Here is a 26,101-nt window from a genome sequence, read left to right as displayed (position 1 = left end):
GTCTCAGGGGCAGGTGCCCTTTCCGAGCAGGGTCTGATCGGTCGCGATCGCACCGTCGACGTCGACGTCGATCACAGCCTCCGATCCGTCGATCTGGAGGCCCGTGAGGGTGATGCCGGCGGGAAGCTGGTCCGCGATGCAGATGCGCTGCGTCTGAGTGAGCTGCTCCCCCAGAGCACCGAGACTCGAGCCGACCTGATCCGCGTCGACCTCGAGTCCGCCGACGGTGAGGCCGACAGGGGTGAGCTCGAGATCTCCCTCGGCCACCCCCGGGGTCACCGTGAGCGATACCGGGATGGCGAGGCCGAGAACGCTCACCGAACCCGCGACCGTCGCGTTCGGCGATTCGAGCGTGACCGTGTCGATCGGCAGCTCGGTGTTCGAGAGCAGGGACGTGAACTGGGACTCGTCGATGCGGATCGTGCCGGATGCGGATGCGAGGTCACCGCCGCGCAGCGGCACGCCCATGGCGGTGACGTCGACGGCGCCCGTGATCCCCTCCAGCGTGACCGAGTCGGTCGAGAGATGCAGGGTGTCCAGCGTTCCGCCGATCAGCTGCGGGATCAGAACGCCGTCGGCTTCGACGGCGAGCTTCTGGTCGGCCGGCAGGTCGAGCTGCTCGATCACCATGCCCCGCACGATGCCGGGCAGGACAGCGCGCGCGATGAGCTCCGCAGCGATGGCGAGAACAGCGAGAACGACCACGACGATCAGCAGCACCCAGGGCCAGCGCTTGCGCGCGCGCTTCGGCGGTGTGGCACCGGCATCCCCGCCGTCCTTCCCACCCGGGATCACGAGCGTCGGATGCTCGGAATCCGCCGACGGGTAAGGAAGGGTGTGGTTCTCGTCGCTCATGCTGCCATCCTGCCCTACGGCACGGACGACAGCAGAGGTCACATGCGCTCGGGAGCGGACACGCCGAGCAGGTTGAGGCCGTTGCGGAAGACCTGCCCTGCGGCGTCATTGAGCCACAGACGCGTGCGGTGCACGGTCTCGATGGGGTCGTCGCCCTGCGGGATCACGCGGCAGTTGTCGTACCAGCGGTGGTACAGGCCGGCGAGCTCCTCGAGGTAGCGCGCGACGCGGTGCGGCTCGCGCACCTCGGCCGCGAACGCCACGATGCGAGGGAACTCCTGCAGAGCGCCGAGCAGAGCGCTCTCGGTCTCATGCGTGAGCGTCTCGGGCGCGAACTCCGAGCGATCCACACCGGAGTCGGCGGCATTGCGGGCCACGTTGTGCGTGCGGGCATGCGCGTACTGCACGTAGAACACCGGGTTGTCGTTCGTGCGCTTCTGCAGCAGCTCAGGATCGAGAGCGAGCGGGGAGTCAGCAGGCGAGCGCTCGAGCGAGTAGCGCAGCGCATCGGTGCCGAGCCATTCGCGCAGATCGTCCATCTCGATGATGTTGCCCGCACGCTTGCTCAGCCGCGCTCCCCCGACCGAGACCAGCTGACCGATCAGCACCTCGACGTTCTTCTCGGGGTCTTCCCCGGCGGCGCCGGCGATCGCCTTGAGGCGGTGGACGTAGCCGTGGTGGTCGGCTCCGAGAAGGTACAGCTTGTACTCGAAGCCGCGGTCCCCCTTGTTCAGGTAGTACGCGGCGTCGGCGGCGAAGTACGTGTACTCGCCGTTGGAGCGACGGATCACGCGATCCTTGTCGTCACCGAAGTCGGTGGTGCGCACCCACACTGCACCCTCGTCGTCGAACACGTGTCCCTGCTCGCGCAGGCGGTCGACGGCGCGATCGACGAAGCTGACGCCGTCCGCGTCCTTGGCGTGCAGCGTGCGCTCCGAGAACCACACGTCGAAGTCGACGTTGAACTTCGAGAGCGACTGCTTCTGCTCCTCCAGCTGGAACCCGTAGGCGAGCTCCCGCGTGACGACCACCTGCTCGTCACCGGAGAGCTCGAGCAGGTCCGGACGCGCCACGAGAACACGAGCGGCCAGATCGCCGATGTAGCTGCCGGCGTACCCGCCCTCGGGAGTTGGTTCGCCCTTGACGGCGGCCAGCACCGAATTCGCGAAGCGCTCCATCTGCACTCCGGCGTCGTTGATGTAATACTCCCTCGCGACCTTCGCGCCGGAGGCTGCGAGCACCCGGGCGATCGCATCGCCGAGCGCCGCCCAGCGAGTGTGACCGATGTGCAGCGGCCCGGTCGGGTTCGCGCTCACGAACTCGATGTTGATGCTGTGACCGGCCTGCGTGTCGTTGTGCCCGTACTCGGCGCCGGCTTCGACGATGAGCTTCGCCAGCGCGCCGGCGGCAGCCGCGTCGAGGCGGATGTTGATGAAGCCCGGCCCTGCGACCTCGGCGGTCTGCACGCCACCCACCTGCGCGAGGCCGTCGGCGATCTGCTGCGCCAACTCGCGCGGGTTCGTGCCGAACGGCTTCGCCAGGCGCATCGCGATGTTCGAGGCCCAGTCGCCGTGGTCGCGGTTGCGCGGACGCTCGAAGACGATGTCCGACGCGGACAGCGAGAACGGCTCGCCAGGACGTCGTTCCTCGGCGATCGGTGCGAGGACGGCGAGGAGGGCTGTGGCGAGCGATTCAGGGTTCATAGGCCTCCCAGTTTACGGCGCGTCACGCGCCCGAATTTGCGAGGGCGGATTCGTGATCTACAGTCATGCCATGAAGGCCGCATCCGCCCGCTATCGTCTGCCCGTCGCGGGCCTCGCCGTCGCAGTGATCCTGGCGGTCGCGGCAGTCATCCTCGGCGTGTGGCGGCCCTGGGTTCCGATGCCGTCTTCGGCACCCGTCGGTGCTGCGGCGGCCGCGGACGAATCAGTGGCGATCGCGCCGGTTCCCCTTCTTCTTCCGGAGCATCCGACCGTTCTCGTGTTCGGCGACTCCTGGACCTACGGCTCGGCCGCGACCGAGCCGACCCTCGGATACGCCTATCAGCTCGCCGACCTGATCGGCGGACGGACCATCGTCGACGGAGTCCGCGGCAGCGGTTACCTCAAGCCCGGACTCGATGGCCCGGCCTTCGGTGTGCGCATCGCCGCTCTGGACCCGACACTCACCCCCGACCTGATCATCCTCCAGGGGTCGATCAACGACCGGGCGCAGGGCGAGGCCGGATACCGCGAAGCCGTCACCGCCGCGTGGGATGCCATGGCGGCGAAGTATCCGGACGCGTCGATCGTGATTCTGGGGCCGGCGCCGCACGAACTTCCCGTGGGCGCTGAGACCGCGCGCATCGACGCCGATCTCGGTGAACTCGCCGCCGCTCGCGGATGGTGGTACATCTCCCCCGTCGCACAGAACTGGATCACCGACCAGAACTACCTGTCGGTCATCGATGTCGAGATCGGCCGCAAGCATCCGTCGACCGACGGTCACCTCTACCTCGCCGAGAAGCTGGCCGCAGCGCTCGGCGAACTGGGCGACGCGCCGGTGACCGAGGCCGGTGGGTCGGAGACCACTCCCGAGCAGTGATATTGTCGATCGGTACGCCTCCGTAGCTCAGTGGATAGAGCGCCGGTTTCCGGTACCGTAGGTCGCAGGTTCGACTCCTGTCGGGGGCACACACGGGTCACGCGCTGCATGAATGAGAATTCGCACGCGGAGCCGAGATATCGAGAAAGGCCGCCTGGTTCCAGGCGGCCTTTCTCGTTGCGCTCGCGGCCCACTTACTCCGGTGGCTCGCTGCCGAGTTCACGACGGGCCAGTTCGAGCGAGCTCATCGCGGCAGCCTCGCTGGAATGCCCCTCACTGACGGCCAGGTAGTGGCCTCCCGCGCTCTTGAGGCGCCATCGGTAGTCTCCGGACGCGTCGCGGTAGACCTCGAACCGGCCCTTCGGCCCTGTCTCCACTCTGCCGAGCGCAGCGGCGACCGCCGGGTTCCTGACCTCCGCGAGGATCGTCGCGCGCAGCTGCGCCGCCGGCGCCTCAGCCACCCCCGTGAGAGACGAGAGGATGCTCACCGCGGTCGCCCGATCTTCGTCCGTGACCCACCGCTCACGCGCGAGCGCCTCGATGAGCGTGAGGCCGCTCGCTGCCTCCTTGAGATCGGAGCTGAACGCGAGCGCGTGTGCGTGCTCGAATCGGCGCGACCACTCCTGACGAGCATCCGTGGCTCGCTGGGTCCGCCTCGTCAGCATGAAGCTGACGACAGACCAGATCAGTCCGACTCCTGCCACGCCGGCCGCGATGATCGCGGCAAGGAGTGTCGCGCCGGAGTCCGTCATGCCCACACGATAGCGCGCACCGACCGAGCCGGGACAAGGATTCCGTCCGCCTGACCCCTAGTCGTAGCTGTGGTGCACATGCCACCCGTCCTCACCCCGGAAGACGTCGAACACCAGGGAGTGGCCCTCGTCATCCGTGCCCTGGAACCGCCATCCGTACAACCCTCGCTCCGACTCCGGCGCCGCTGACCAGATCGAGTCCCAGAGTCGCGTGGGCATGTCGGAGACCTTCCACCGACGCCCGGCGAAGACCGTTCGCGACGGGATGTCGTCGACCATCCATATAGTCGCAGGCAGATGAGCAGGAGCTGGTCGCATGAATCGAGAATAGAACAAATCTTCGAATCTTGCTACCGTTGTCACTGGGCCGGAGAAGGGAGCCGGCATGGGCACGAGCAAGCGCCTGGCAGCCCACTACGACATGCGCTCTCAGCATCGGACCATCCTCACCGCAGCGCGCGCCGGCGCTCTTCAATCCCTGACGGAGCGCGAGCTCGCGCTCCGGGAACAGCCCGTCACGATCTATCCGCAGCCGTATCGTGCGGTCCGCGCCTGGGTGCGCTTCGGGCCCGAAGCGGTGCGGGTCGATGCGAAGCTCGCGCGGTCGACACCGTTGGCCGCAGGCATCGAGTTCCGGGCAGGCGACCGGACGTTCCGGTGCTGGGTGTGGGGCAATGCAGTGACCGTCGATGAGGGCTAGCGAGACCGACTTCTGAGCAGAGGCTCTCGACGCCGGAACAGAAGTTCGTCGGGAGAACTCCTGCGCGCCATCGGCCAGCTATTGAGCTACTGGACTCTGACGGACGAGCAGCACGCCACTCTGATCGACATGCTCGTCGATGCGAGCGGGCTCACGGTGCTGGCTGAGTCGCACGACCGGCTCGGCCGAGACTCGGTCGGGCTCCGGGTGAGCGATGAGGGGACGTCCTACGAGAACACCCTCCTCATCTCCGAGGACACCGGCCGGATCACAGGCATCGAGAACGAGCTGACGAAGCCGATGGAGTTCATCCCGGCCGGCGTCGTCGGCTACACGATGTGGGACATCGAGTAGCCACGGGGTACATGAAGGAATCAGGCGGCCGACGTCGCGTCGGGCTGGTCCTCACGTCGGGTCTTGGCGGTCGCTCCGAGGGACATCGTCGACAGGAGACCGAGGGACAGGAACCCTGCCGCCGTCCACGCCGCGAAACGCGTGCCGTCGGAGAACGCGGCCTTGGCGTCGTCGGCGATGTCAGCCGTCTCGGGCTGCGCCTCCAGTCCGCTGATCGCTCCGCCCGCACTGTCGACGACCGCCGACACGATCTGATCGCGCTGCTCGGCCGGGAGTCCCCGAGCGTCGAGTGATGACGCGAGGATCCCGGCTGTGCTCGCGAACAGCACGGTGCCGAGCACTGCGACCCCGAGCGCTGCACCGAGCTGTCGTGACGTCGACTGCGTGCCCGAAGCCGCGCCGCTGTCGTCGACCGGCACATCGGCGAGCACGACGCCGGTCAGCTGAGCGGTGGCGAGGCCGACACCGAGGCCGTAGACGAAGAGGAACGGGATCAGCGGCACCCACGACGCATCGGGGGCGATGACGAAGCCGACTCCGGCGACGCCGATGATCTCGGCGATGAGGCCCGCACGGACGACCCACACCGGAGCGATCTTTCCGCTGGCCGCCCCCGCGGCACCGCTCGCGACGAAGGATCCGAGGGCGAGCGCGAGCAGCAGGAGCCCGGTCTGCAGCGCATCGAAGCCGAGGACGAACTGCAGCCACAGGGGCAGAGCGAGGATGATGCCGAACTCTCCCAGCGACACGACTGTCGCCGCGATGTTGCCGTTGCGGAACGAGGGGATGGAGAACAGACGCAGAGCAAGCAGCGTGGACGTGCCCTGCCGCTCACGATGCACACCCCATGCGATGAATGCGACGAGTGCCACGATCGCCAGTGCGAAGGCGAAGGGGATCGGAGAGACATCGAGCGGCCAGGCCCAGTCGCCGATCTGCGGACGTTGGTCGACGAGCCACCAGCCGTACGTGCGCCCCTCGATGAGGCCGAACACGAGGCTGGCCATGGTGATGACCGAGAGGATCGCCCCGACCACATCGATCTTCGACGTCCGGTCGCTGCGCGACTCCCCCACCGTGAGCAGCACGCCGATGACGATGATGATGCCCAGCGGGATGTTGATCCCGAACGCCCACCGCCAGGAGAAGGCAGTCGTCAGCCATCCGCCGAGCAGCGGTCCCACAGCGGCCATTCCGCCGATCGTCGACCCCCACACCGCGAAGGCGATCCCCCGCTCGCGCCCGCGGAAGGTGGCATTGATGATCGACAGCGTGGTCGGCAGGATCATCGATCCGCCCACTCCCTGCGCAAGACGGGCGAGGATCAGCATCCCGCCGTGCGGAGCGAAGGCCGCGAGCACCGAGGATGCTGCGAAGACCACGACTCCGATGATCATCACGCGCCGACGCCCGAACCGATCCGCGAGGCTGCCGAACACGAGCAGCAGCGCGGCGAACACCAGCGTGTACGCCTCCTGCACCCACTGCACTTCGGTGGAGGTGATGCCGAGATCGTCGACGATCGCCGGAATCGCCACATTCACGATCGTCGAGTCGACGATGATCAGCGAGACGGCGATGCTGATGAAGACCAGGCCCACCCAGCGCAGGCGAATGTAGCGTTCCATGACTACTAGCTTAGCTAGCAATAAGCGCGGCGTGCTGTTTTTTCGATCTCGAGGTGCACCCGGTTACAGCATCGCGGTGAGCACTCCCCCCCTCCGCCCGCAGCGCCGCGCCGTTGGTAGCCGATGAGCGAGGACTGGCGATGTAGGTCACCAGACTCGCGATCTCATCGGGCTCGATGAACCGCTCGAGCAGCGTCGTACGGTTCTGACCGATGATGGAGGCTTTCACCACCTCGGGCGGAAGGGACTGCGCCTCTGCCACGGCTGCAACGCTCGCCGCCACCCCGTCCGAATACGTCGGCCCTCCGAGGATCGTGTTCACAGTCACGGCGGTGCCTCTGGTGCGCTTGGCCAGCCCGCTGCCGAGAGCGGCCATCGCGGCCTTCGTCGTGCCGTAGTGCACCATGTCGGCGGGGATATTCACCCCGGACTCGCTGCTGATGAAGACGATGCGGCCCCACCCCCGCGCAAGCATGCCTCCGAGAAGGTGGCGGGACAGCCGGACTCCGCTCATGACGTTCACCTCGAAGTATCGACTCCAGTCGTCGTCCGTGATCGTCTCGAACTCGGCAGGGCCGAAGATTCCCACATTGTTGACGAGAATGTCGACGTCGCCCAAGGCTTCCGTCAGTCGCTCCACCTCTTCTCGCCTCGCGAAGTCCGCCGCCAGCCCTGAGACCGTCGAGCCGGGGTGCTCCGCACGCAGTCGCCGGACCGCCGCATCCACACGCTGCTCATCACGTCCGTTCACCGTCACGTCCACGCCTTCGCGGGCGAGCGCGGAGGCGATCGCGAACCCGATGCCCTGCGTCGAGCCGCTGATGAACGCCGTCTTCCCGTGCAGCTGCAGATCCATGGTGCTTCCTCTCCTCGACGCACACGCGTCTCTTTACTTGAGGGCGAGGGAGCGGCCCGCTCGCTCACTGCCGACGATCAGCGCATCGACCACTCCCTGCGCGAGGAATCCGGCTTCCGCATCCGACGGAGTCAGAGCAAGCCAGGCGAGTTCGTCGGTGCCGGATGCCCATTCGGCGACCGCCGTCGTCTTGCCGTACCCGCTCGGAGCGCTGAGGACGCTGAGATGCCGCCCTCTCGCCGCCTCGATCAGTGCATCGTTCACCCGCGCTCGCCGCACGCCTCCCGGTTGTCGTTCCGGAGGGCGGAAGCGCACAGCGGGTACAGGACGAGACAGGCGCGTGGGGGAGGCCATGCCCTCAAGGTAGCGACGGGCGGTATATCGGACAAGAGCATGTCTCCCTGACGATCACCAGTCGGTGGGAGCGATTCCACGTCGCCACGTCACCGACGACACCGTCCCGTGAGCCCTCACCCGCATCGGGTGAGGGACACGCCATCCGCGCCGTCCTCGGTGCACTCTGAGATCAGCGCGCCGGACCGTGCGCGGGAAGGTTCGCGATGACGGATGGGGCCGACCATGGGTGAGTTGCTGGTCACACTCATCCCCGTCGCGCTCGGAGTCGTCCTCAGCCCCTTGGCGATCATGGCTCTGGTGGCCGTGCTGCTCTCCCGACGAGCGAGTGCGAACGGCATCGCGTTCCTGATCGGGTGGGTCGTGGGACTCGCCGGCCTCCTGACACTGGCTCTCTGGCTCTTCACCGTCTTCGAGGTGCACGGGCTTCGCGAACCGCCGCTCTGGGTGCCGATCCTCCGTCTGCTGATCGGACTGTTCCTCGCGGGCGCCGCCGTCTGGGTCTACCGCAAGGGCTCTGCGCGCATCCGTCAGATGGCCGCCGCATCCTCGCCGCAGCAGGTGGTCGCGGCCGCTCCGCAGCTGCCGGGGTGGCTGCATGCCGTCGAGACGTTCCGCCCCGTGCGCACCGGATTCCTCGGGCTGGCGCTCTTCGTGCTGAACCCCGTCGACGCGTCCTGCGCCATCATCGCAGCGCTCGACATCTCGCTCGCGCAGGTCGGCGACGACGCGGTCTGGGTCGCCCTGGCGTTCGTGGTCGTCGGGACGTTGCCCATCGCGATGCCGGTGTTCTACGTCGCGATCCGAGGCGAGCGCTCGCAGCCGCTGCTCGACTCCGCCCGACGATGGGTCGCCGGAAACACCCACGTGATGAACGCCGCTCTGCTGCTCGTGATCGGCGCCCTCCAACTGCAGAAGGGCATCTCGGGGCTCCTCTGAGCGAACGGCGTCGTCCGGTCGACGAGCTCAGATAGGTTGTGCACAATTTAATCGCGTGCAATACTCGAGGTATGGCCGTGACCGATGAGATGGTGTGCTTCTCGCTGTATTCCGCCGCCCGAGCGACGACGCAGGCGTACCGTGCCCTCTTGGCGCCGTGGGGTCTGACCTACCCGCAGTACCTCGTGCTCGCGATCCTCTGGATGGAGGGCGAGCAGACGATCGGCTCGCTGGGCGACGCCATGCAGCTCGACTCCGGCACCCTCTCCCCCCTGGTCCGCCGCCTCGAGCAGGCGGGCTACGTCGCGCGGGCCCGCAGCACGGCCGATGAGCGCGTCGTCACCGTGCGACTGACCGACACCGGCATGGCTCTGCGCACTGAAGTCGCTCCGGTTCACACCAAGATCGCCGCCCTCGCCGGAATGCAGGACGACGACCAGCGTCACCGCCTGATCACCGAGCTGCAGGAGCTCACCGCACGCCTGCAGCTCGCCGACTGACCCCAACCCGCAACCCGGAAGGAGTCCACACGATGGACGCTCTCTACACCGCCGAAGCACTCGCCACCGGAGCCGGACGAAACGGCCGCGTCACCACAGGCGAGGGCCGACTCGACCTCGACCTCGCCATCCCGAAGGAGATGGGCGGCAGCGGCGACGGCGCCAACCCCGAGCAGCTGTTCGCGGCCGGGTACGCCGCCTGCTTCCACTCCGCACTGCAGACCGTCGCGCGTGCGCAGAAGGTGAAGATCACCGATTCGTCGGTCGGGGCCCGCGTGCAGATCGGGTCGAACGGCGAGGGCGGATTCGGCCTCGCCGTGCAGCTCGAGGTCGTCATCCCCGACCTTCCGCACGAGCAGGCTCAGGCGCTCGCAGACGCCGCCCACCAGGTCTGCCCGTACTCCAACGCGACGCGCGGCAACATCGACGTCGCGATCACCGTCTCCGACGACTGATCCCGCTCGACCTCCACCACGACCGATCCCACAAGGAGAACATCATGCGCGCCCTCACCCACGAGACCTTCGGAGAACCCGAAGAGGTCCTCACCGTCACCGAGCGTCCGATGCCGGAGCCCGGCCCCGGCCAGGTCCGACTGAAGATCGTCCTCTCCCCCATCCACAACCACGACCTGTGGACGATCCGCGGCACCTACGGCTTCAAGCCGGAGCTCCCGGCAGCATCGGGCACCGAGGCTCTGGGAATCGTGGATGCTCTCGGCGAGGGCGTCGACGATCTCTCCGTCGGTCAGCGCGTCGCGACGGGCGGCACCTTCGGCGCCTGGGCGGAGTACGTCGTCGCGAACGCCGCGGGCCTCATCCCCGTGCCGGAGTCGCTCAGCGACGAGAGCGCCGCGCAGCTCGTGTCGATGCCGTTCAGCACCATCAGCCTGCTGCACTTCCTGGGCGCCGAGAAGGGCGACTGGATCGTCCAGAACGCGGCGAACGGCGCGGTCGGTCGCATGCTGGCACAGCTCGGCGCCGCTCGTGGCGTCAACGTCATCGGGCTCGTCCGGCGCTCGGCCGGGGTCGACGAACTGCGCGAGCAGGGCATCGAGAACGTGGTCTCCACGGATGCGAACGACTGGCGCGAGCAGGTCGCCGCGATCACCGGTGGCGCGCACGTCGCCTTCGGCATCGACTCGGTGGGCGGCTCGTCGGCCGGCGACGTCCTGTCGCTCCTCGGCGAGGGTGGCACTCTCGTCGCGTTCGGTGCCATGAACTCCCCCACGATGGAGATCGCCTCGGGCGACGTCATCTTCAAGCAGGCGACCGTCAAGGGCTTCTGGGGCAGCAAGGTGATCCAGACCATGGATGCCGGCACGCGCGGCGCCCTGTTCGGCGAACTGATCCAGCGCGTCAGCGACGGCACGCTGACCCTGCCCGTCGCCGGCGTCTTCGATGCGGCGGATGCCGCAGAGGCAGTCCGCGCAAGCAACACCGCGGGCCGGGTGGGCAAGGTTCTCCTGCAGTTCTGACCTGGTCAGGCGCAGGGCGGTCGGATTACTTGACAGCGGCAATTAATGCCGCCTACGCTGACGGTGACATCGAGATCGATCGAACACACCGGAGTGCGATGACCGACACCCTGCGCCTCACCTGGGACGCCCCCGCCACCCGCTGGGAGGAGGCGACGCCCCTCGGCAACGGCCGCATCGGCGCGATGGCGTTCGGCGGCTCCGACGGCCACTATCAGCTGAACGACTCGACGATCTGGTCGGGAACGCCCGACGGCCCCGCGCGTGCACTGCAGAAGGTGCGCGCCGGGGGTGCCGGCCCCGAACGGCTCGCGGCTGTGCGCGAGGCCCTCGCAGCCGCCGACGTGCGCCGGGCGGAGGAGCTGCTGATGGCGTTCGAGGGTCCCTACTCGCAGGAGTTCCTCCCTCTCGCCGATCTGCTCGTGCGCGTGGCGGACGCTCGATCGGATGAGACCGTCCCCGCTCGCATCCTCGATCTCGACAGGGCGACCCTCGTCGAGTCACTGCGCACCCCCGCCGGCCGAGTGACGCGACGGTCCTGGGTCTCGGCTCCGGCTCGCGCCCTGATCATCGAGCTCACCTCGGACGACGAGTTCGAGACCACCGTCGAGCTGTCCACCCCGCTCCGCGGTCGCGTCGTCGACGCGTCCGACGCGCTCGTGCTGGATGTGCAGGTTCCGATCGACGGCGCCCCGCTGCACGAGGACTCCGTCGACCCCCTGCGCTATGCCGACGACGATGCCGAGTTCGACGCCTACGCGGCCGTCGCCGTCTCCCTCGACTCGGATGGCGAGGTGGGTCGCCACGACGATCGCATCGTCGTCCGCCATGCCCGCCGCCTGCTGATCGCCCTGTCCACTTCGTCGCGCGCCGGGTCGTGGTGGGCCGACGCCGACGGGGACTGGCGGACCGCCTCACGCGAGGCGATCCGGGATCGCGCACGAGAGAGGGCGGAGGCCGCGGCTCAGCGCGACGCCTCGTCTCTCCTCGCCGAGCACGTCGCCGACCGGCGCCGCATGACTCGGGCGCGATTCGCGATCGGCAGTCGGCGTGAGGGCGAGTGGAGCGTCGATCGCGACGTTCTCCGCGGCTCCGACCCCCTGCTCCGCGCGACGATCGCCGCCGAATTCGGGATGTACCTCCTCGCGTCGAGCTCTCGTGCCGGCAGCCCTGCGGCCAACCTGCAGGGGATCTGGAACGACCAGCTGCAACCGGCCTGGTCGTCGAACTACACGATCAACATCAACACCGAGATGAACTACTGGGCGGCGCCGATGCTGCTCGATCCTGATGTCCTCGAGCCGTTGATCTCCCTCGTCGAGCGCCTCGCCCGCACCGGCTCCGACACCGCCAGGGAGCTGTACGGAACGCGCGGATGGGTCGCCCATCACAACAGCGACGTCTGGGGGTGGAGCCTGCCGGTCGGCGACGGGCACGGGGCGGCGAGCTGGGCGATCTGGATGATGGGCGGAGTCTGGCTCACCCACAATCTCTGGGACGCGTACGAGTTCGGTGGCGACGATGAGCTGCTCCGCGCTCGCATCTGGCCGCTGATGCGGGGCGCGGTGGAGTTCTGCCTCGACTGGCTGACTCCGGGCCCCGACGGGCACCTGCACACCTCGCCGTCGACGGCCCCCGAGAACTCCTATGTGGCCGCCGAAGGTCTGCCGACGCCGCTCGGCCTGACCGCGACGTCGGATCTCAGCCTCATCGGCTCGCTCTTCGAGCGCGCGCTCGTCGCGATCCGCCGACTCGGCATCGACGACGCACTGGAAGCCGAGGTGCGCGAGGCGCTGGCAGCCCTCGCTCCGTTGCGCATCGGCTCCGACGGCCGACTGCTCGAATGGTCCGAAGAGGTCGACGAGCATGAACCGCTGCACCGGCACCTCTCCCCCGTGGTCGGACTCTTCCCGCTCGACCAGGTGACGCCCGAGCGGACTCCGGAGCTGTTCGACGCGTCTGTGGCGCTCATCGACGCACGCGGGCCGGGAGCCATGGGCTGGTCCTGGGCGTGGAAGGTGGCACTGCGTGCCAGGGCACGGCAGGGCGACATCGCCGCATCGCTGCTCGAGGAGGCGCTGACGCCGTTCGACGGCGACGCCACGCGGCACGGGCCCGTCGACGGCTCGGAGTGGGGAGGCCTGCTCCCCAACCTCCTCAGCACGCATCCGCCCTTCCAGATCGACGGCAACCTCGGATTCCCCGCCGCGATCACCGAGATGCTCGTGCAGAGCCACGGCCGCACAGTGCGTCTGCTTCCCGCGCTCCCCGCATCCTGGACCCACGGAGACGTCCAGGGCATCGCCGTGCGACCGGGCCTCGTGCTCGACCTCGCCTGGGCGGACGGGCGGGTGATCTCGGGTGCTCTCCGCAACCCCGGCGAGCGCGACAGGGAGGTCTCCGTCTCGAACGGCGAGCGGGAGGCGATCATCGCTGTGCCGCCGGGCGCTCGGATCGACCTCGCCGATCATGATCTTCTCTTCTCCGCGTCGGCCGACCAGGAGGAGTCCCGTGCGCGGTGAGGTGCGTGATGTCGTCGCCCCCACCACGCAGACCGAGCCTGATGACTTCGATGCCTTCTGGGCGGACACGATCGCTCGCACTCGGAGCTTTCCGCTCGACCTCTCCGTGACCCCGATGCCCACGCGTCTGACTCAGATAGACGTGTACGACGTGTCGTTCCGCGGGTACGGCGGAACACCGATCCATGCTTGGCTGCGCGTGCCGCACGGTGCCGCGGAGCCCCTCCCCGGGCTCGTGCAGTTCTTCGGCTACGGCAACGGCCGAGGTCATGCCCTGCGCGATCTGCGGTGGGCTGCCGCGGGCTACGCGCACTTGGTGGTGGACGCGCGGGGGCAGGGACACGGCGACACCGATGACGATCATGCCGACGGCGGTCCGTCCGCCGGCGGATTCCTCACCCGCGGCATCCGCTCGCCTCAGGAGTACTACTACCGCAGGGTGTATGCGGATGCCGTGCGAGCCGTCGACGCGCTCCGTGCCGTCGACGTCGTCGACGCGGATCGCGTCGGCGCGGTCGGCGCGAGCCAGGGAGGTGGAATCGCGCTGGCGATCGCCGGCCTGGTCCCCGACCTCGCTGTCGCGATCGTGCAGGCACCTTTCCTCTGCGAACTCGACCGGGCCGCCACGCTGAGCACCGAGCACCCGTACACCTTGCTCACCCAGTACTTCGCGGATCGGCGCGGCGACGCCGCAGCGGCTCTCGAGACGCTCCGATATTTCGACGGGATCAACCACGCGAAGCGTGCGACGGCCCCGGCTCTGCTGAGCACGGGACTCCTCGACGGCATCGCGCCGCCCGAGACCGTGCTGCCCGCATTCGCCGCGTACGGCGGCCATAAGACCGTGGTCCTGTGGCCGTACAACGGGCACGAGGCCGGCGGAGACCTCGACGAGGAGAACGCCCTGGAGTTCGCGGCCGAGCACCTGGGCCTGCACAGCCGACCGCCTCACGGCGGATTCGCTACGATAGCCGACACGACACGAAGGACCTGATGGACCACGACACCGCAGCGCGAACCACCCTGATCCGCTCGGCGTCCGACGCGGGATCACGGGTCTTCGAGACGATCCTGACGCGCAGTCCCATCAGCCGGATCGACATCGCCCGCCAGACGGGGCTCTCCCAGGCCGCCGTCACGAAGGCGGTGGCCCCGCTCGTCGCGGCCGGCCTCGTCGACGCGCCGCCCGCCTCGCACCGCGACGGCACCCCCGGACGCCCGGTGAGCCCCGTCTCCATCGTCCTCGAGTCGATGGTCATGATCGGCGTCAAGGTCAACGTCGACGAGATCATCGCCGTCGCGACCGATCTCGCCACGACCGTGCTCGCCAGCACCCGTCGTGCGCTTCCCGCCGACGATCCGCACACCGTCATCGACGCCATCTCCGACGTCGTCGCCGCGCTCGCGGCCGAGCTCGGCGAGAGCGCGTCGGCCATCGCGGGAGTCGGAGTGTCGGTGTCGGGTGACGTCGACAGCATCGCCGGGATCGTGCGCGAGTCGAACATCATGGGGTGGGCGGACGTGCCGCTCGGCGACCTGCTCCAGGAGCGCCTCCCCTGGCCCGTCACGCTCGAGAACGACGTGCACGCGCTGACGATCGGAGAGCACTGGTTCGGTGTCGGGCTCGGCACCGCCTCGTTCGCGATCGTCACCATCGGACGCGGGATCGGCAGCGGACTGCACCTCAACGGAGAGGTCGTGAGCGGGGCGTTCGGTGTCGCGGGCGAGATCGGGCACCTGCCGCTCGCCGATCCGGCACTCGTCTGCCCGTGCGGGCGTCGCGGCTGCGTCGAGGCCGCCGCCTCGACCGGAGCGATCGAGGCGGCGGTCTCCGGTGCCCTCGGCCGGCCGGTCGCGATCGATGAAGCCGTGGCTCTCGCCCACGCCGGAGACGCCGACGCCGACGCCGCATTCCGCGAAGCGGCCCGCCTCATCGGCACGGCCATCGCCACCCTCGTGAACCTCACCGGTCCCGAGGTCGTCATCATCGGCGGCGAGGGCGTCTCGGACTTCGACCTGTTCGAGAAGACCCTGCACGACGCGTTCGAGGCGCACGCGTTCGGCGCTGCGGCGCGCTGCCGCATCCTGACCCGTCCGCACACCTTCGAGGACTGGGCGCGAGGCGCATCCGCCGCCGCCATCCAGTCGCTCGTGCGCTGACCGTTCGGGACGAGCGGAAGAGAAGGGGACGGATGCCATCGGCATCCGTCCCCTTCTCGCGCCCAGCCCGCCACGGTCCGCAATGCAGAGATGCGCGGGACGGATGATCCGTCCCGCGCATCCCGTGTCGATCAGAGTGCGTCGTACGCGGTCTGCAGCAGCTCCAGGTAGCGTGCGAGCCCGAGGCCCTCGATGTCGGCGACGTACGCGTCCCACGCGCCGTCGTCCGTGATGTCGCGCTGCCCCGTGACGAACTCCGCCTGGGCCTGCGTGATGTAGGTGGCGATGTTCGTCTGCAGCTCCGCGAGCTCGGCCGAGGTCTCGAGGTCGGGCCACAGCTTCTCGATCGGGAAGATCACGCTCTCGTCGGGCTGGAAGGGCTCGTACTCCTGCGTCGCGTAGAGCAGACGTCGCTCGTATCCGTCGGGCGTGTAGATGTCCTCCGGCACGACCTGGGCGTTGCGGAACTCCAGCGAGTCCCAGTACTGCGACATCGAACGCCACGCGGCGTTGGAGGTCTCGTCATACGTGATGGGACGGAATGTCGGCTCGAGCTCGGGGTCGAGCGCGAGGTCGCCGTCGACCGCGGGCACCCACGCCTCCCCCTCCGGTCCCATCGACGCGCGGATCTGGCCCTCGTCCGTCGCGAGGTAGTCGAGCAGCTTGATGGCCTCGATGCGCTCGTCCTCGGTCGACTTGTTGGTCAGCGCGAACGTGCCCACCGGATTCACCGGCGACCGCCACGTGGCGAGCTGAGTGCCGTCCGGACCCGCGATCGGCGCGACCGCGTCGTAGTTCTTGTCACGTCCGTCAGGAGAGTCCGCCGAGACGAACACGTACGGGTGCAGCGTGACGGCGGAGCCGAGGATCTGCGCGTCCCCGCTGTCTCCGAGCGCCTTGAGGGCGTCGCCGTTCTGCGTGAACGCCCCGGTGTCGAGCAGCCCTTCCTGCGCCAGCGACGTGATGTACTCCAGCCCCGCCCGCCAGCTGTCCGAGGTGGCGTTGAGCGCGACCTCATCGCCGTCGAGCACGAGAGGTGGCGGGCTCGAGGGTCCGCCGACCGGCGCATAGGTGAAGGCGTTCATCAGATAGTTGATGATCGGCTCCGACGCCGAGCCGCTCAGCGGCACCTCGTCGGCGGCGCCGTTGCCGTTCGGGTCGCCGTCCTTGAAGGCGCGCAGCACCGTGCGCAGCTCCTCGGTGGTGGTCGGCTGCTCGAGTCCCAGGGCGTCGAGCCAGGTCGTGTTCATCCAGAGCTTCGACGGGTAGCTGCAGTGGAAGCACTCGCTCCACTGGGTGATCGCGTAGATGTGGCCGTCAGGCGCGGTGACCGACTGCTTCCAATCGGGCTTCTCCTCGAATCGCTCGGCGAGGTTGGGGGCGTATTCGTCGATGAGGTCTTCGAGGGGCACGAGCACCCCCTGCTGCCCGTACTTGAGGATCTCATTGCGCGAGAATCCGTCGACCCACGGCACGAGGAAGTACGCGTCGGGGTAGTCGCCGCTGGCGAGCGAGATCTGTCGCTTCTCCCCCGCGACGCTGCCGTCGTAGGTCGTGGTCTGCCAGTCGAAGTCGATGTCGAACTTCTTCTCGACCTCCTGGGTGAACAGATTGTCCTTGAGCGAGCCGTTCTCGCCCTGCGGGCCGAATGCGACGAGCTGGCCGTTGTCGTCGCTCGCCGGGGTGCAGGCGGCGAGCGCCAGTCCCGTCGCGACGACGGTGACCGCCGCGATCGCGCCTCGTGTGATGCGGTGTGTCATTGCCGGAATCTCCTTTGACCGGTTCAGGTGTGCGGGTGTGTGTGGTGGGTCTGTGAGAGGAGTGGTCAGCCCTTGACGGCGCCGACCATGATCCCCTTGCTGAAGTGCTTCGCGACGAACGGGTACACGATCAGCATCGGCACGGTGGCGATGATGACGGTCGAGTACTTGAGCAGGTCGGCGAGCTCTCGACGTTCGAGCTGGGCGGCCAGGTCACCGCCGCCTCCGCCGTCGTTGAGGATGAGGATGCCTCGCAGCACGAGCTGCAGCGGCTGCAGGTCGGCGTCGCGCAGATAGAGCAGCGCGTCGAAGTACGAGTTCCACTGCATGATCGCGTACATCAGCGCGATGACCGCGAGCAGCGGCTTGGCGAGCGGCAGCACGATGGTCCAGAGGATGCGGAGTTCGCTCGCACCGTCGAGCTGTGCCGCCTCGTAGACCTCGTCGGGGATCGACGAGCGGAAGTAGACCATCGCGATGATCACCTGCCAGACGCCGATCGCGTTCGGGAGGAGCATCGACCATCGGGTGTCGAGCAGGCCGAGCGACTGGACGACGATGTACATCGGGATCACTCCGCCGGAGAACAGCATCGTGAAGACGACGCCGCCGGTGAGGGTCTTGCGCCCGAACAGGTTCGCCCTGGACAGCGGATACGCGATGGCGACCGTCCCGGCGACGCTGATGATCGTGCCGACCACGGTGTAGAACACAGAGTTGCCGAATCCGCGGAGGATCGCGGGGTTGTTGAGAGCTTCGGTGTACCCACGGAGGGTGAAGTCGACGGGCCAGAACAGCACCCGGCCGGATGACACCGCCTGAGGGCTGGAGAACGAGCTGGCGACGATGTTCAGCAGTGGCAGGAGCACGACGAGCAGGAAGACCGTCAACAGCAGGTAGGCGGCGATCACGAAGACGCGATCCGCTCTGGTCTCCTTCACCTTCACCCCGGAGGCCAGGGGGTCCCGTCGGCGGCGGCCGCGCCCTGAGCCCGATCCGACGACGATCTCCTCGGTGAGCAGGGGCTGCTCTCTGATCACGGTGCTCACCACAGCCCACTTCCTGTCACTCGCTTGGATATGCCGTTGACGACGAGCAGGAGCACGAGGCTGATGACGGCGTTGAAGAGTCCGATGGTGGCTCCGAGGCTGAAGTTGGCGTTCAGGATGCCGGTCTTGTAGACGTACGTCGGGATGATCTCCGACGTCGAGAGGTTCAGTGCGTTCTGCAGGAGGAACGCCTTCTCGAACCCGATCGCCATGATGTTGCCGACCCCGAGGATCAGGATGATCGTCGCTGTCGGCAGCAGGGACGGCAGGTCGACGTACCAGATCTTCTGCAGCCGTGATGCGCCGTCGATCTTGGCGGCCTCGTAGAGGGAGGTGTCCACGGACGCGAGGGCGGCGAGGTAGATGACCGCGGAGTACCCGGTGGTCGTCCAGATGTCTGTCGCCACATAGATGTGCCGGAAGAAGTCGGCGCTCGCCAGCAGATCGACCTGACCTGCGCCGAAGAAGCTCAGCGTCCGGCCCAGGAGGCCCACGCGTGGAGACAGCAGCAGGATCGTCATCGACACGATCACGACGGTGGAGATGAAGTACGGCGCGTACGTGACGAGCTGGACCGTGCGGGTGAAGAACCGCAGTCGGACCTCGTTGAGCAGGATCGCGAGGATGATCGGCAGCGGGAAGCTCGCGATGAGGGTGTAGACCGCGAGGATGAACGTGTTGCCGATGAGCTTGGGGAACACCGGGTTGCGGAAGAGTGCGGTGAAGTTGTCGACTCCCACCCAGGGACTCCCCCACACGCCGTCGATGGGGTTGTAGTTCTTGAACGCGATGACCGCGTTGGCCATCGGCACGTATCGGAACACGATGAACCAGATGACGGGCAGGAGCAGCAGCAGGTACAGCTGCCAGTAGCGGCGCAGGCTGCGGACGAATCGCGAACGTGCGTCGGTGCGTCGAGGACTCGGCGGCGAGATCTCGACCGGTGGTGCGTGCTCAGCACTGAGCTTCATGATCGCCCTCCCAGGGCAGGATTACTTTACGTCGTAATAAAATCACGCCGAGCCGAAAAAGTAAACGCTCGATTTCCGGTCGGCGATTTCGAGGGATCGCTTGCACGTCCATCTCAAACGTGATTTATTGACGTTGTCAAGTAACTACCGGAGGGTCTCATCCCATGACTTCCCGTGCAGACACCGTCGTCGCACTCCGCGCCGCTGGTGCCGCCTTCATCGTCCAGATCTCCGACCCGATCCCCCGTGTGCTGCACTGGGGCGCGGACCTCGGAGACCTCGATCCCGCAGCCGTCTCGGCGCTCGCCCTCACGGCCGGGCCCGCCCAGCTGAACAACTCCCCCGACATCCCGCGTGCCTTCTCCGCACTGCCCACCGAGCACGAGGGCTGGTCGGGAACCGCAGCTCTCTCCGGTCACGCGAGCGGACGCGCCACGACCCCCCGACCTCGACTCGTGGGACACGATGTCGAGATCCCGTCCGACGGCGTCGGCGGGCGCATCGTCCTCCGGTTCGACGACACGATCAGCGGCATCCGCACCGAACTCGCATATCACCTCGACCCGCACGGAGTTCTCGCGGTCGACACGTCCCTCGCACGCGACGCCGCCCTCAGTCCGCGCATCGGTCGGACCCCCTACACGGTGGGCGCCGTGCTGTCGCTGCTTCCGCTCCCCGAGCGCGCGACCGAGATCCTCGACTTCACCGGGAAGTGGTGCCGTGAGCGCTCCCCGCAGCGTTCGCCCTTCGGCTTCGGCACCCACCGTCGCGCCGCGCACCGCGGCAAGCCGGGACACGACTCGCCCTTCCTGCTCGCGGCCGGAACCGCCGGATTCGGCTTCCGGCACGGAGAGATCTGGGCCGTGCACCTCGCGTGGAGCGGTGAACAGCAGTACCTCGCCGAGCGCCTTCCCGAGGGCGCTGGCGTGTTCAGTTCGGTCATCGGAGCCGGCGAGGAGCTCCACCCAGGCGAGATCATCCTCGAAGACGGCGACCGCTACGACGCACCGACCGCGCTGTTCCTCTGGTCCGACAGCGGACTCGACGCCATCAGCGACCGACTCCACGGGCGCCTGCGCGCGCGTCCGACGCATCCGCGCTCGCCGCGACCCCTGGTGCTCAACACCTGGGAGGCGGTCTACTTCGACCACGACCTCGAGCGCCTCACCGCGCTGATCGAGCGTGCGGCGGAGGTGGGGGTCGAGCGCATCGTGCTCGACGACGGCTGGTTCCGCGGACGCCGCGAAGCAGATGCCGGCCTGGGCGACTGGTTCGTCGACGATGAGGTGTGGCCGGACGGACTCGGGCCCCTCGTCGATGTCGTGCGTGCTCAGGGGATGCAGTTCGGTCTCTGGTTCGAGCCCGAGATGATCAATCTCGACTCCGATCTCGCGCGCGCCCATCCGGACTGGGTACTGGGTCCGGCCGAGGGCCTCGGCCCGGAATCCCGGTCGCAGCACGTTCTCGACATCGCGCGCCCCGAGGCGTACGACTACCTTCTCGCGCGTCTCGACGCTCTCGTGCGCGAGCACTCGATCGATTACCTGAAATGGGATCACAACCGCGATCTTCTCGAAGCGGTCAGTCGCGGCGGCGATGGGGACAGGCCCAGCGTGCACCGGCAGACGGCCGCGCTCTACCGCCTGCTCGACGAGCTGCGGTCGCGGCACCCGGGGCTCGAGATCGAGACATGCTCGGGCGGCGGCGGACGCATCGACCTCGGGATCCTCGACCGCACCGATCGTGTCTGGGCCTCGGACTGCAACGATCCGGTCGAACGCGTCCAGATCGAGCGGTGGACGCGCAGCCTCGTGCCTCCCGAACTCATCGGCTCCCACCTCGGCTCCGCGCGATCGCACACCACCGCCCGCACCACCGATCTGTCGTTCCGTCTGGCGACGTCGCTGACCGCGCACGCCGGCATCGAGCAGGACCTCACCGTCGTCGACGACGGCGAACTGGCGGCGATCGCCCGCTGGACCGCGATGTACCGCGAATTCCGCGACCTGCTGCACAGCGGTCGCGTCGTCAACGCGGACCTCGCGGATCCCGCGACATCACTCTCGGGAATCGTGGCCCGAGACGCATCCGAAGCGCTGTTCACCTGGAGCCGGTTCACGACATCGGCATCGGGCCAGTCCGGTCGGGTGCGTTTTCCCGGACTGGATGCCGCTGCGCCGTACACCGTCCGGATCCGCGAAGATCTCGGCGCGTCGAGCAGACACGGTGGAGACCCCGAGTGGGTGACGGCCGCCGTCGCCGTCCCGGTCGAGATGCCGGGGTCCGTCCTCGTCACCGCCGGCGTCCCCCTGCCGACGCTCAATCCGCAGCAGGCGATGCTCATCGAGATCAGGCGCGCAGACGGCTGACGGTCACACCTCCTTCCCATCCCCCGACAGAGCAGTCGAACGAGAGGAAAGCAATGAACGCACACCGACAGAGAAGGAGAGCGGCCTCGTTGACCGCGGCACTCGCCGCGACAGCGATCGTCCTCGCTCTGGCACCTGGCGCGAGCTGGGCCACCGAGGCGACACCGGAACCGACTCCGGCGCCGGAGACGACGCCGACGACGGCTCCCGCGCCGACGGACGACCCGGCACCGACCGAAGAGCCGGCACCGACTGAAGAGCCGGCACCGGAACCTGCTCCCTCGAGCACCCCGGAGCAGGAGCCACCGGCGGATGCGACGCGCACGCCTGCGGACGAGACCGAAGACGGCATCTCGAACCGATCGACTGCCCCCTACATGGGCTGGAGCAGCTACAGCATGCAGGTGTACGAAGGAGGCCAGTGGATCACCGCCGATCAGATCATGGCTCAGTCGGATGCCATGCATGACAAGCTCCAGGATTTCGGCTACGACTACATCAACATCGACGCCGGCTGGAACGGAGGCCAGGACGAGTACGGACGCCCCATTCCCAGCACGACGCTGTTCCCCGACGGGCTCGACGCGGTGATCGACCACGTGCACGACAACGGCCAGAAGGTGGGTCTGTATCTGATTCCCGGGATGAGCCTCGAGACGGCGCAGAAGGCGCTCCCGATCTACGGCGCTCCCGGCTGCACGACCGAGAATCTGCTCAAGCAGCCTCTCCAGCAGGGCGACTACTGGGGCTTCGGGTACCGACTCGACTTCGACAACCCCTGCACCGAGAAGTACATCGACTCGATCGCCGATCTGCTCGGCGAATGGGGAGTCGACTTCATCAAGTTCGACAGCGTCACCCCCGGCTCCGGAATCAGCGACCTGTCGATGGACGCCCGCGAGGAGGTCGCCGCCTGGTCGCGGGCGCTCGACCGCAACGACATCTGGTTCGAGCTCTCCTGGGCCGTCGACATCGACTACGCGGACTACTGGAAGCAGTATGCAGACGGCTGGCGCATCGACTGGGACGTCGAATGCTACTGCGGCGATGAGGCCCTGACCACCTGGGAGAACGTCGCTCGCCTGTTCCCGAGGCTCTCGGACTGGTGGCGCCACGCCGGGCCCGCAGGCTGGAACGACCTCGACTCCCTCAACGTGGGCAACGGGAAGATGGACGGCCTCACGCGCGACGAACGCCGCACCGCGACGACGCTCTGGGCCACCTCCGCGGCGCCGATGTACCTGGGCAACGATCTGACGAACCTCGACGAGTACGGGCTCGAGCTGATCACCAACCGCGAGGTCATCGCCGTGAACCAGGCAGGCGTGCCCGCTCGCCCCGTCTCGACGGCGACGAAGCAGCAGGTCTGGTACGCACTGAACCCGGATGGCACCTACACCGTGGCGCTGTACAACCTGGGCCGTGCAGACGCCGACATCACGGTCGACTGGTCCGACATCGGACTCGACGGCTCCGCGAAGGTCCGCGATCTCTGGGCCGGCAAGAACCTGGGATCGGAAGCGGAGGGCTTCACCGCCGAGAGCGTGCCGATCCACGGCGTGCGCCTGCTGAAGGTGACGCCCGCGAAGCAGGCGGCACTCACCGTCAACGACGACTCGCTGCGGGTCGGCTACGACGGGGCGTGGGTGCGCAACGACGGCAACGAGGTGCCTGCGACATCGCAGCCCTTCACCGTCGCGGTGTCCGACACCCCGGGTGGAGGCACGCCCGAACCGCCCGCCACCGGGCTGACAGTGACCCTGAACGACGACGATTCACGCATCGGCTACAGCGGGTCCTGGGGCGACAGCAACAACCGCGGGCTGGGCGACCACGGCGACGACGTCCACTACGTCGAGACGAACGGAGCGGCCTTCGAGTACACGTTCCAGGGAACCGGGATCCAGTACGTCACCGAGAAGCACGAATCGCAGGGCGAGGTCGAGGTCTACCTCGACGGACAGCTGGTCGAGACCGTCGACACCTCGCTGCCCGCGGCCGACGGGCGCCTCTCCCAGCAGGTGGTCTACGCCGTCGCCGATCTCGCGAGCGGAAGTCACACCCTGCGGGTGGTCAAGAAGTCCGGATCCTTCATGCTGCTCGACAAGCTCGTCGTCACTCTCGACAGCCAGCTGAGCACGACCTCGGGTGCGTTCAACAAGGCCGCTCCCGCCGACGTGACGGTCGATGTGCTGCGCGACCCGAGCGAGCTCTCCTCGATCAGCCTCGGCGGTGAGCCGCTCGAGCGCGACGCCGACTACACGCTGTCCGGATCGACGGTCACACTGAAGTCGTCGTACCTCGCCGCGCTCCCGGTGGGAGACGCGACGCTGGACTTCGCGTTCACCGGAGACCATCTCGACGATGTCCACGCCACCACGGCCGACGGCGACTCCGTGTCGTTCACGTTCCGCGGGACGGGCGTCGCGTGGCTCGGCCCGAAGGCACCCGACCAGGGAGCCGTCGATGTGTACATCGACGGCAAGAAGGTGAAGAGCGTCGACACCCACGCCGAGTCGCGCGTCTCGAATCAGACCCTGTTCGAGGCGACCGGGCTGAAGGACGGCGAGCACACGATCAAGGTCGTGAAGACGTCAGGAGACGTGCTCCGCACGGACGTGTTCCGATACACGGTCAAGAAGGTCGGCTGACCCCCGTCGGGGCGGGCCCCGTGCCCGCCCCGACGCACCGCCGACGAACCCTCTCGCGGATGTCCGCCCCCGGATGCAGACTCTGCAGATGGAGATCACACTCGCACAGCCGGCGGGACTCGTCGTGAGCCCCGCCTTCAGTCATGTCGCCGTCGTCCCGCCCGGGGCCACGACGATCCACGTCGGCGGCCAGAACGGCGTCGATGAGACGGGCGCGCTCGTCTCGACGGATGCCGCCGAGCAGTCGCTCCGCGCGGTCGAGAACGCTCGGATCGCGCTCGAGTCGGCGGGCGCAGGCCTCGACGATGTCATCAGCTGGACGATCTACATCCACCAGGATGCCGATCTTCGTGCCGCCTACGGTGCCGTCGCAGCGACGCTCGCCCGTGATGGCGCCCCTCCGCTGGTGACCGCAGCCCTCGTGGCCGGGCTCGGCGTCCCGGGCGCAGTGATCGAGGTGAGCGCGATCGCCGCCGTCATCCGTGAATGACCGCGGCGCGCCGACTCAGATCCTTCCGCGCACCGGGGTCCGCTCGGCCGAGTCACCGCCCTCGGGCATCGCCATCTCCGCGCGAACGCCGAGCAGTCTGACCTCCCGGTCGTGATCGAGCGTGGCACCGAGCGCCAGTGCCGCCTCGATGACCGTCGCGCGCCGGGTGGTCGGCTCCGGCAGCTTGCGGCCGAAGGTCTTGGTCTCGAACGGCGGATAGCGCACCTTCAGATGCACGCGGACGACCGGGCGCCCCTCGGCTGCGCAGTCGTCGAAGGCCTGCCCCGCCAGTTCGGTCAGCGCCGCCTGAACCTCTGCAGTCGTCGTGAGGTTCTGCTGGTACGTCATCTCGCGACTGTGGCTACGGGCCACCCATGGGGTGCTGTCGACCACGGTCGGACCGAGACCCGAGCCCAGCCCGTGGTACCAGACGCCCATCCGCGGTCCGAACTCCGCGATGAGCTCTGCCTCGTCCGCGTCAGCGAGTTCCCGGACCGTCGTGATGCCGCGGGTGGCGAGCCGCTTCTGAACCTTCGGGCCGACTCCCCACAGGCCCCGAGTAGGCCGGTCTCCCATCACGTCGAACCAGTTCTCGGCGGTGAGCCGGAAGACACCCCGGGGCTTGCCGAACTCCGTGGCGATCTTGGCCCGCACCTTGTTGTCGCCGATGCCGACCGAGCAGTGCAGTGCCGTCGACTCGAGCACCGCGTTCTGCGCGCTGCGCGCCGTCTGCTCGGGGTCGTCCGTGGTCACGCCGAGAAAGCACTCGTCCCAGCCGATGACCTCGAGCACCACCCCGGGCAGCGCACGCAGTGTCGACATCACCTCGGTCGAGGCCGACTCATACGCGTCGTGGTCCACCGGCAGGAAGACCGCGTTCTCAGGCGCCTTACGTGCCGCGATCTTCAGCGGCATGCCGGATCCGATGCCGAACTTCCGCGCCTCGTACGACGCCGTCGACACGACGGCGCGCTCCGTCGGGTCGCCCCGGCCGCCGACGATCACGGGGAGCCCTGCGAGCTCCGGTCGGCGCAGCACCTCGACCGCAGCGATGAACTGATCCATGTCGACGTGCAGCACCCAGTCGGTCATGCACCGAGTGTGGCCCGTGCCGAGCGAGTTGTCACCCCT

24 protein-coding genes and 1 tRNA gene are annotated in these 26,101 nt (G+C 68.0%); 14 read left to right on the top strand and 11 right to left on the bottom strand.

The window, feature by feature from the left end; all coding sequences use genetic code 11:
• Positions 1 to 3: 3 nt before the first annotated feature.
• Together ASE34_RS07815 and argS are read right to left on the bottom strand one after the other, a co-directional pair.
• Positions 4 to 855, bottom strand: a complete 852-nt coding sequence (locus ASE34_RS07815) for a DUF2993 domain-containing protein (RefSeq protein ID WP_056278374.1) — start codon at positions 853 to 855, stop codon at positions 4 to 6.
• A 38-nt stretch (positions 856 to 893) separates the two neighbouring features.
• Positions 894 to 2,558: an arginine--tRNA ligase gene (gene argS, locus ASE34_RS07810; protein WP_056278371.1), complete on the bottom strand. Its 1,665-nt coding sequence runs from the start codon at positions 2,556 to 2,558 to the stop codon at positions 894 to 896.
• Positions 2,559 to 2,628: 70 nt separating this feature from the next.
• Between argS and ASE34_RS07805 the strand changes: the two genes are divergently transcribed.
• Both ASE34_RS07805 and ASE34_RS07800 read left to right on the top strand, forming a co-directional pair.
• Positions 2,629 to 3,438 (top strand): SGNH/GDSL hydrolase family protein, encoded by an 810-nt coding sequence (locus tag ASE34_RS07805; protein WP_235567463.1) that lies wholly within the window; start codon positions 2,629 to 2,631, stop codon positions 3,436 to 3,438.
• Positions 3,439 to 3,454: 16 nt separating this feature from the next.
• Positions 3,455 to 3,527 (top strand) — tRNA-Arg (locus ASE34_RS07800).
• 105 nt (positions 3,528 to 3,632) lie between these two features.
• On the opposite strand, the gene ASE34_RS17525 is transcribed toward ASE34_RS07800, so the two are convergent.
• Positions 3,633 to 4,190 (bottom strand): YegP family protein, encoded by a 558-nt coding sequence (locus ASE34_RS17525; protein WP_235567460.1) that lies wholly within the window; start codon positions 4,188 to 4,190, stop codon positions 3,633 to 3,635.
• A 57-nt stretch (positions 4,191 to 4,247) separates the two neighbouring features.
• Positions 4,248 to 4,469 carry a hypothetical protein gene (locus tag ASE34_RS07790; RefSeq protein WP_235567459.1) on the bottom strand — a complete coding sequence of 74 codons (222 nt, stop codon included), beginning with the start codon at positions 4,467 to 4,469 and terminating at the stop codon, positions 4,248 to 4,250.
• Between the two features lie 106 nt (positions 4,470 to 4,575).
• On the opposite strand from ASE34_RS07790, the gene ASE34_RS07785 reads away from it, so the two are divergent.
• Positions 4,576 to 4,890: a hypothetical protein gene (locus ASE34_RS07785; RefSeq protein ID WP_056278363.1), complete on the top strand. Its 315-nt coding sequence runs from the start codon at positions 4,576 to 4,578 to the stop codon at positions 4,888 to 4,890.
• A gap of 81 nt (positions 4,891 to 4,971) precedes the next feature.
• The gene (locus ASE34_RS07780) at positions 4,972 to 5,244 is read left to right on the top strand and encodes a hypothetical protein (RefSeq protein WP_056278360.1); all 273 of its coding nucleotides are present in this window, start codon (positions 4,972 to 4,974) and stop codon (positions 5,242 to 5,244) included.
• Positions 5,245 to 5,264: 20 nt separating this feature from the next.
• Here the strand turns inward: ASE34_RS07780 and ASE34_RS07775 are convergent, their stop codons facing one another.
• Genes ASE34_RS07775 through ASE34_RS07765 form a run of 3 tightly spaced genes read right to left on the bottom strand, consistent with a single transcriptional unit; the run spans position 5,265 to position 7,992 of the window.
• Entirely contained in the window at positions 5,265 to 6,872 is a 1,608-nt protein-coding gene (locus ASE34_RS07775; RefSeq protein ID WP_056278358.1) for a DHA2 family efflux MFS transporter permease subunit, read from the bottom strand.
• Between the two features lie 10 nt (positions 6,873 to 6,882).
• Positions 6,883 to 7,728, bottom strand: a complete 846-nt coding sequence (locus ASE34_RS07770; protein WP_082586561.1) for an SDR family NAD(P)-dependent oxidoreductase — start codon at positions 7,726 to 7,728, stop codon at positions 6,883 to 6,885.
• A gap of 33 nt (positions 7,729 to 7,761) precedes the next feature.
• On the bottom strand, positions 7,762 to 7,992 hold the full coding sequence (locus tag ASE34_RS07765) for a hypothetical protein (protein ID WP_056278354.1): 231 nt from the start codon (positions 7,990 to 7,992) through the stop codon (positions 7,762 to 7,764).
• 315 nt (positions 7,993 to 8,307) lie between these two features.
• On the opposite strand from ASE34_RS07765, the gene ASE34_RS07760 reads away from it, so the two are divergent.
• The 7 genes from ASE34_RS07760 to ASE34_RS07730 all read left to right on the top strand — a co-directional run bounded on the left by ASE34_RS07760 (position 8,308) and on the right by ASE34_RS07730 (position 15,680).
• Positions 8,308 to 9,021, top strand: coding sequence for a GAP family protein (locus ASE34_RS07760; protein ID WP_056278350.1), 714 nt, complete (start codon positions 8,308 to 8,310; stop codon positions 9,019 to 9,021).
• 71 nt (positions 9,022 to 9,092) lie between these two features.
• Positions 9,093 to 9,521: a MarR family winged helix-turn-helix transcriptional regulator gene (locus tag ASE34_RS07755; RefSeq protein ID WP_056278348.1), complete on the top strand. Its 429-nt coding sequence runs from the start codon at positions 9,093 to 9,095 to the stop codon at positions 9,519 to 9,521.
• A gap of 32 nt (positions 9,522 to 9,553) precedes the next feature.
• Entirely contained in the window at positions 9,554 to 9,976 is a 423-nt protein-coding gene (locus tag ASE34_RS07750) for an organic hydroperoxide resistance protein (protein ID WP_053095718.1), read from the top strand.
• A gap of 44 nt (positions 9,977 to 10,020) precedes the next feature.
• A complete protein-coding gene (locus ASE34_RS07745) occupies positions 10,021 to 10,998 on the top strand; it encodes a zinc-binding dehydrogenase (protein WP_056278345.1) in 978 nt (325 codons plus the stop codon).
• Between the two features lie 98 nt (positions 10,999 to 11,096).
• On the top strand, positions 11,097 to 13,520 hold the full coding sequence (locus tag ASE34_RS07740; RefSeq protein WP_082586559.1) for a glycosyl hydrolase family 95 catalytic domain-containing protein: 2,424 nt from the start codon (positions 11,097 to 11,099) through the stop codon (positions 13,518 to 13,520).
• Positions 13,510 to 14,514, top strand: coding sequence for an acetylxylan esterase (locus ASE34_RS07735; RefSeq protein ID WP_200955168.1), 1,005 nt, complete (start codon positions 13,510 to 13,512; stop codon positions 14,512 to 14,514). Before ASE34_RS07740 ends, ASE34_RS07735 begins: the two co-directional genes overlap by 11 nt.
• Complete coding sequence (locus ASE34_RS07730; RefSeq protein ID WP_056278338.1) at positions 14,514 to 15,680, top strand: ROK family transcriptional regulator; 1,167 nt, start codon at positions 14,514 to 14,516, stop codon at positions 15,678 to 15,680. Before ASE34_RS07735 ends, ASE34_RS07730 begins: the two co-directional genes overlap by 1 nt.
• A gap of 131 nt (positions 15,681 to 15,811) precedes the next feature.
• Here the strand turns inward: ASE34_RS07730 and ASE34_RS07725 are convergent, their stop codons facing one another.
• The 3 genes from ASE34_RS07725 to ASE34_RS07715 form a co-directional block, all read right to left on the bottom strand.
• The gene (locus tag ASE34_RS07725; RefSeq protein ID WP_053095713.1) at positions 15,812 to 17,440 is read right to left on the bottom strand and encodes an extracellular solute-binding protein; all 1,629 of its coding nucleotides are present in this window, start codon (positions 17,438 to 17,440) and stop codon (positions 15,812 to 15,814) included.
• Between the two features lie 65 nt (positions 17,441 to 17,505).
• A complete protein-coding gene (locus ASE34_RS07720) occupies positions 17,506 to 18,489 on the bottom strand; it encodes a carbohydrate ABC transporter permease (protein WP_233277305.1) in 984 nt (327 codons plus the stop codon).
• The gene (locus tag ASE34_RS07715) at positions 18,486 to 19,460 is read right to left on the bottom strand and encodes an ABC transporter permease (RefSeq protein WP_082586558.1); all 975 of its coding nucleotides are present in this window, start codon (positions 19,458 to 19,460) and stop codon (positions 18,486 to 18,488) included. The genes ASE34_RS07720 and ASE34_RS07715 overlap by 4 nt, the downstream gene beginning before the upstream one ends.
• Positions 19,461 to 19,624: 164 nt before the next feature.
• Here ASE34_RS07715 and ASE34_RS07710 point away from each other — a divergent pair, with 164 nt between their 5' ends.
• From ASE34_RS07710 to ASE34_RS07700, 3 genes are all read left to right on the top strand, one after another.
• Entirely contained in the window at positions 19,625 to 21,829 is a 2,205-nt protein-coding gene (locus tag ASE34_RS07710; RefSeq protein WP_056278334.1) for an alpha-galactosidase, read from the top strand.
• Positions 21,830 to 21,918: 89 nt separating this feature from the next.
• Entirely contained in the window at positions 21,919 to 24,480 is a 2,562-nt protein-coding gene (locus ASE34_RS07705; RefSeq protein ID WP_235567456.1) for a X2-like carbohydrate binding domain-containing protein, read from the top strand.
• Between the two features lie 88 nt (positions 24,481 to 24,568).
• Positions 24,569 to 24,970 (top strand): RidA family protein, encoded by a 402-nt coding sequence (locus ASE34_RS07700; protein ID WP_056279023.1) that lies wholly within the window; start codon positions 24,569 to 24,571, stop codon positions 24,968 to 24,970.
• A 15-nt stretch (positions 24,971 to 24,985) separates the two neighbouring features.
• Here the strand turns inward: ASE34_RS07700 and ASE34_RS07695 are convergent, their stop codons facing one another.
• The gene (locus ASE34_RS07695; RefSeq protein ID WP_200955166.1) at positions 24,986 to 26,062 is read right to left on the bottom strand and encodes a DNA polymerase IV; all 1,077 of its coding nucleotides are present in this window, start codon (positions 26,060 to 26,062) and stop codon (positions 24,986 to 24,988) included.
• Positions 26,063 to 26,101 lie beyond the last annotated feature (39 nt).

This window comes from Microbacterium sp. Root280D1 (assembly GCF_001428975.1).
Lineage (GTDB): Bacteria > Actinomycetota > Actinomycetes > Actinomycetales > Microbacteriaceae > Microbacterium.
Note: the sequence above shows the minus strand (reverse complement) of the source record. Positions and strands in the feature narration are given on the sequence as shown.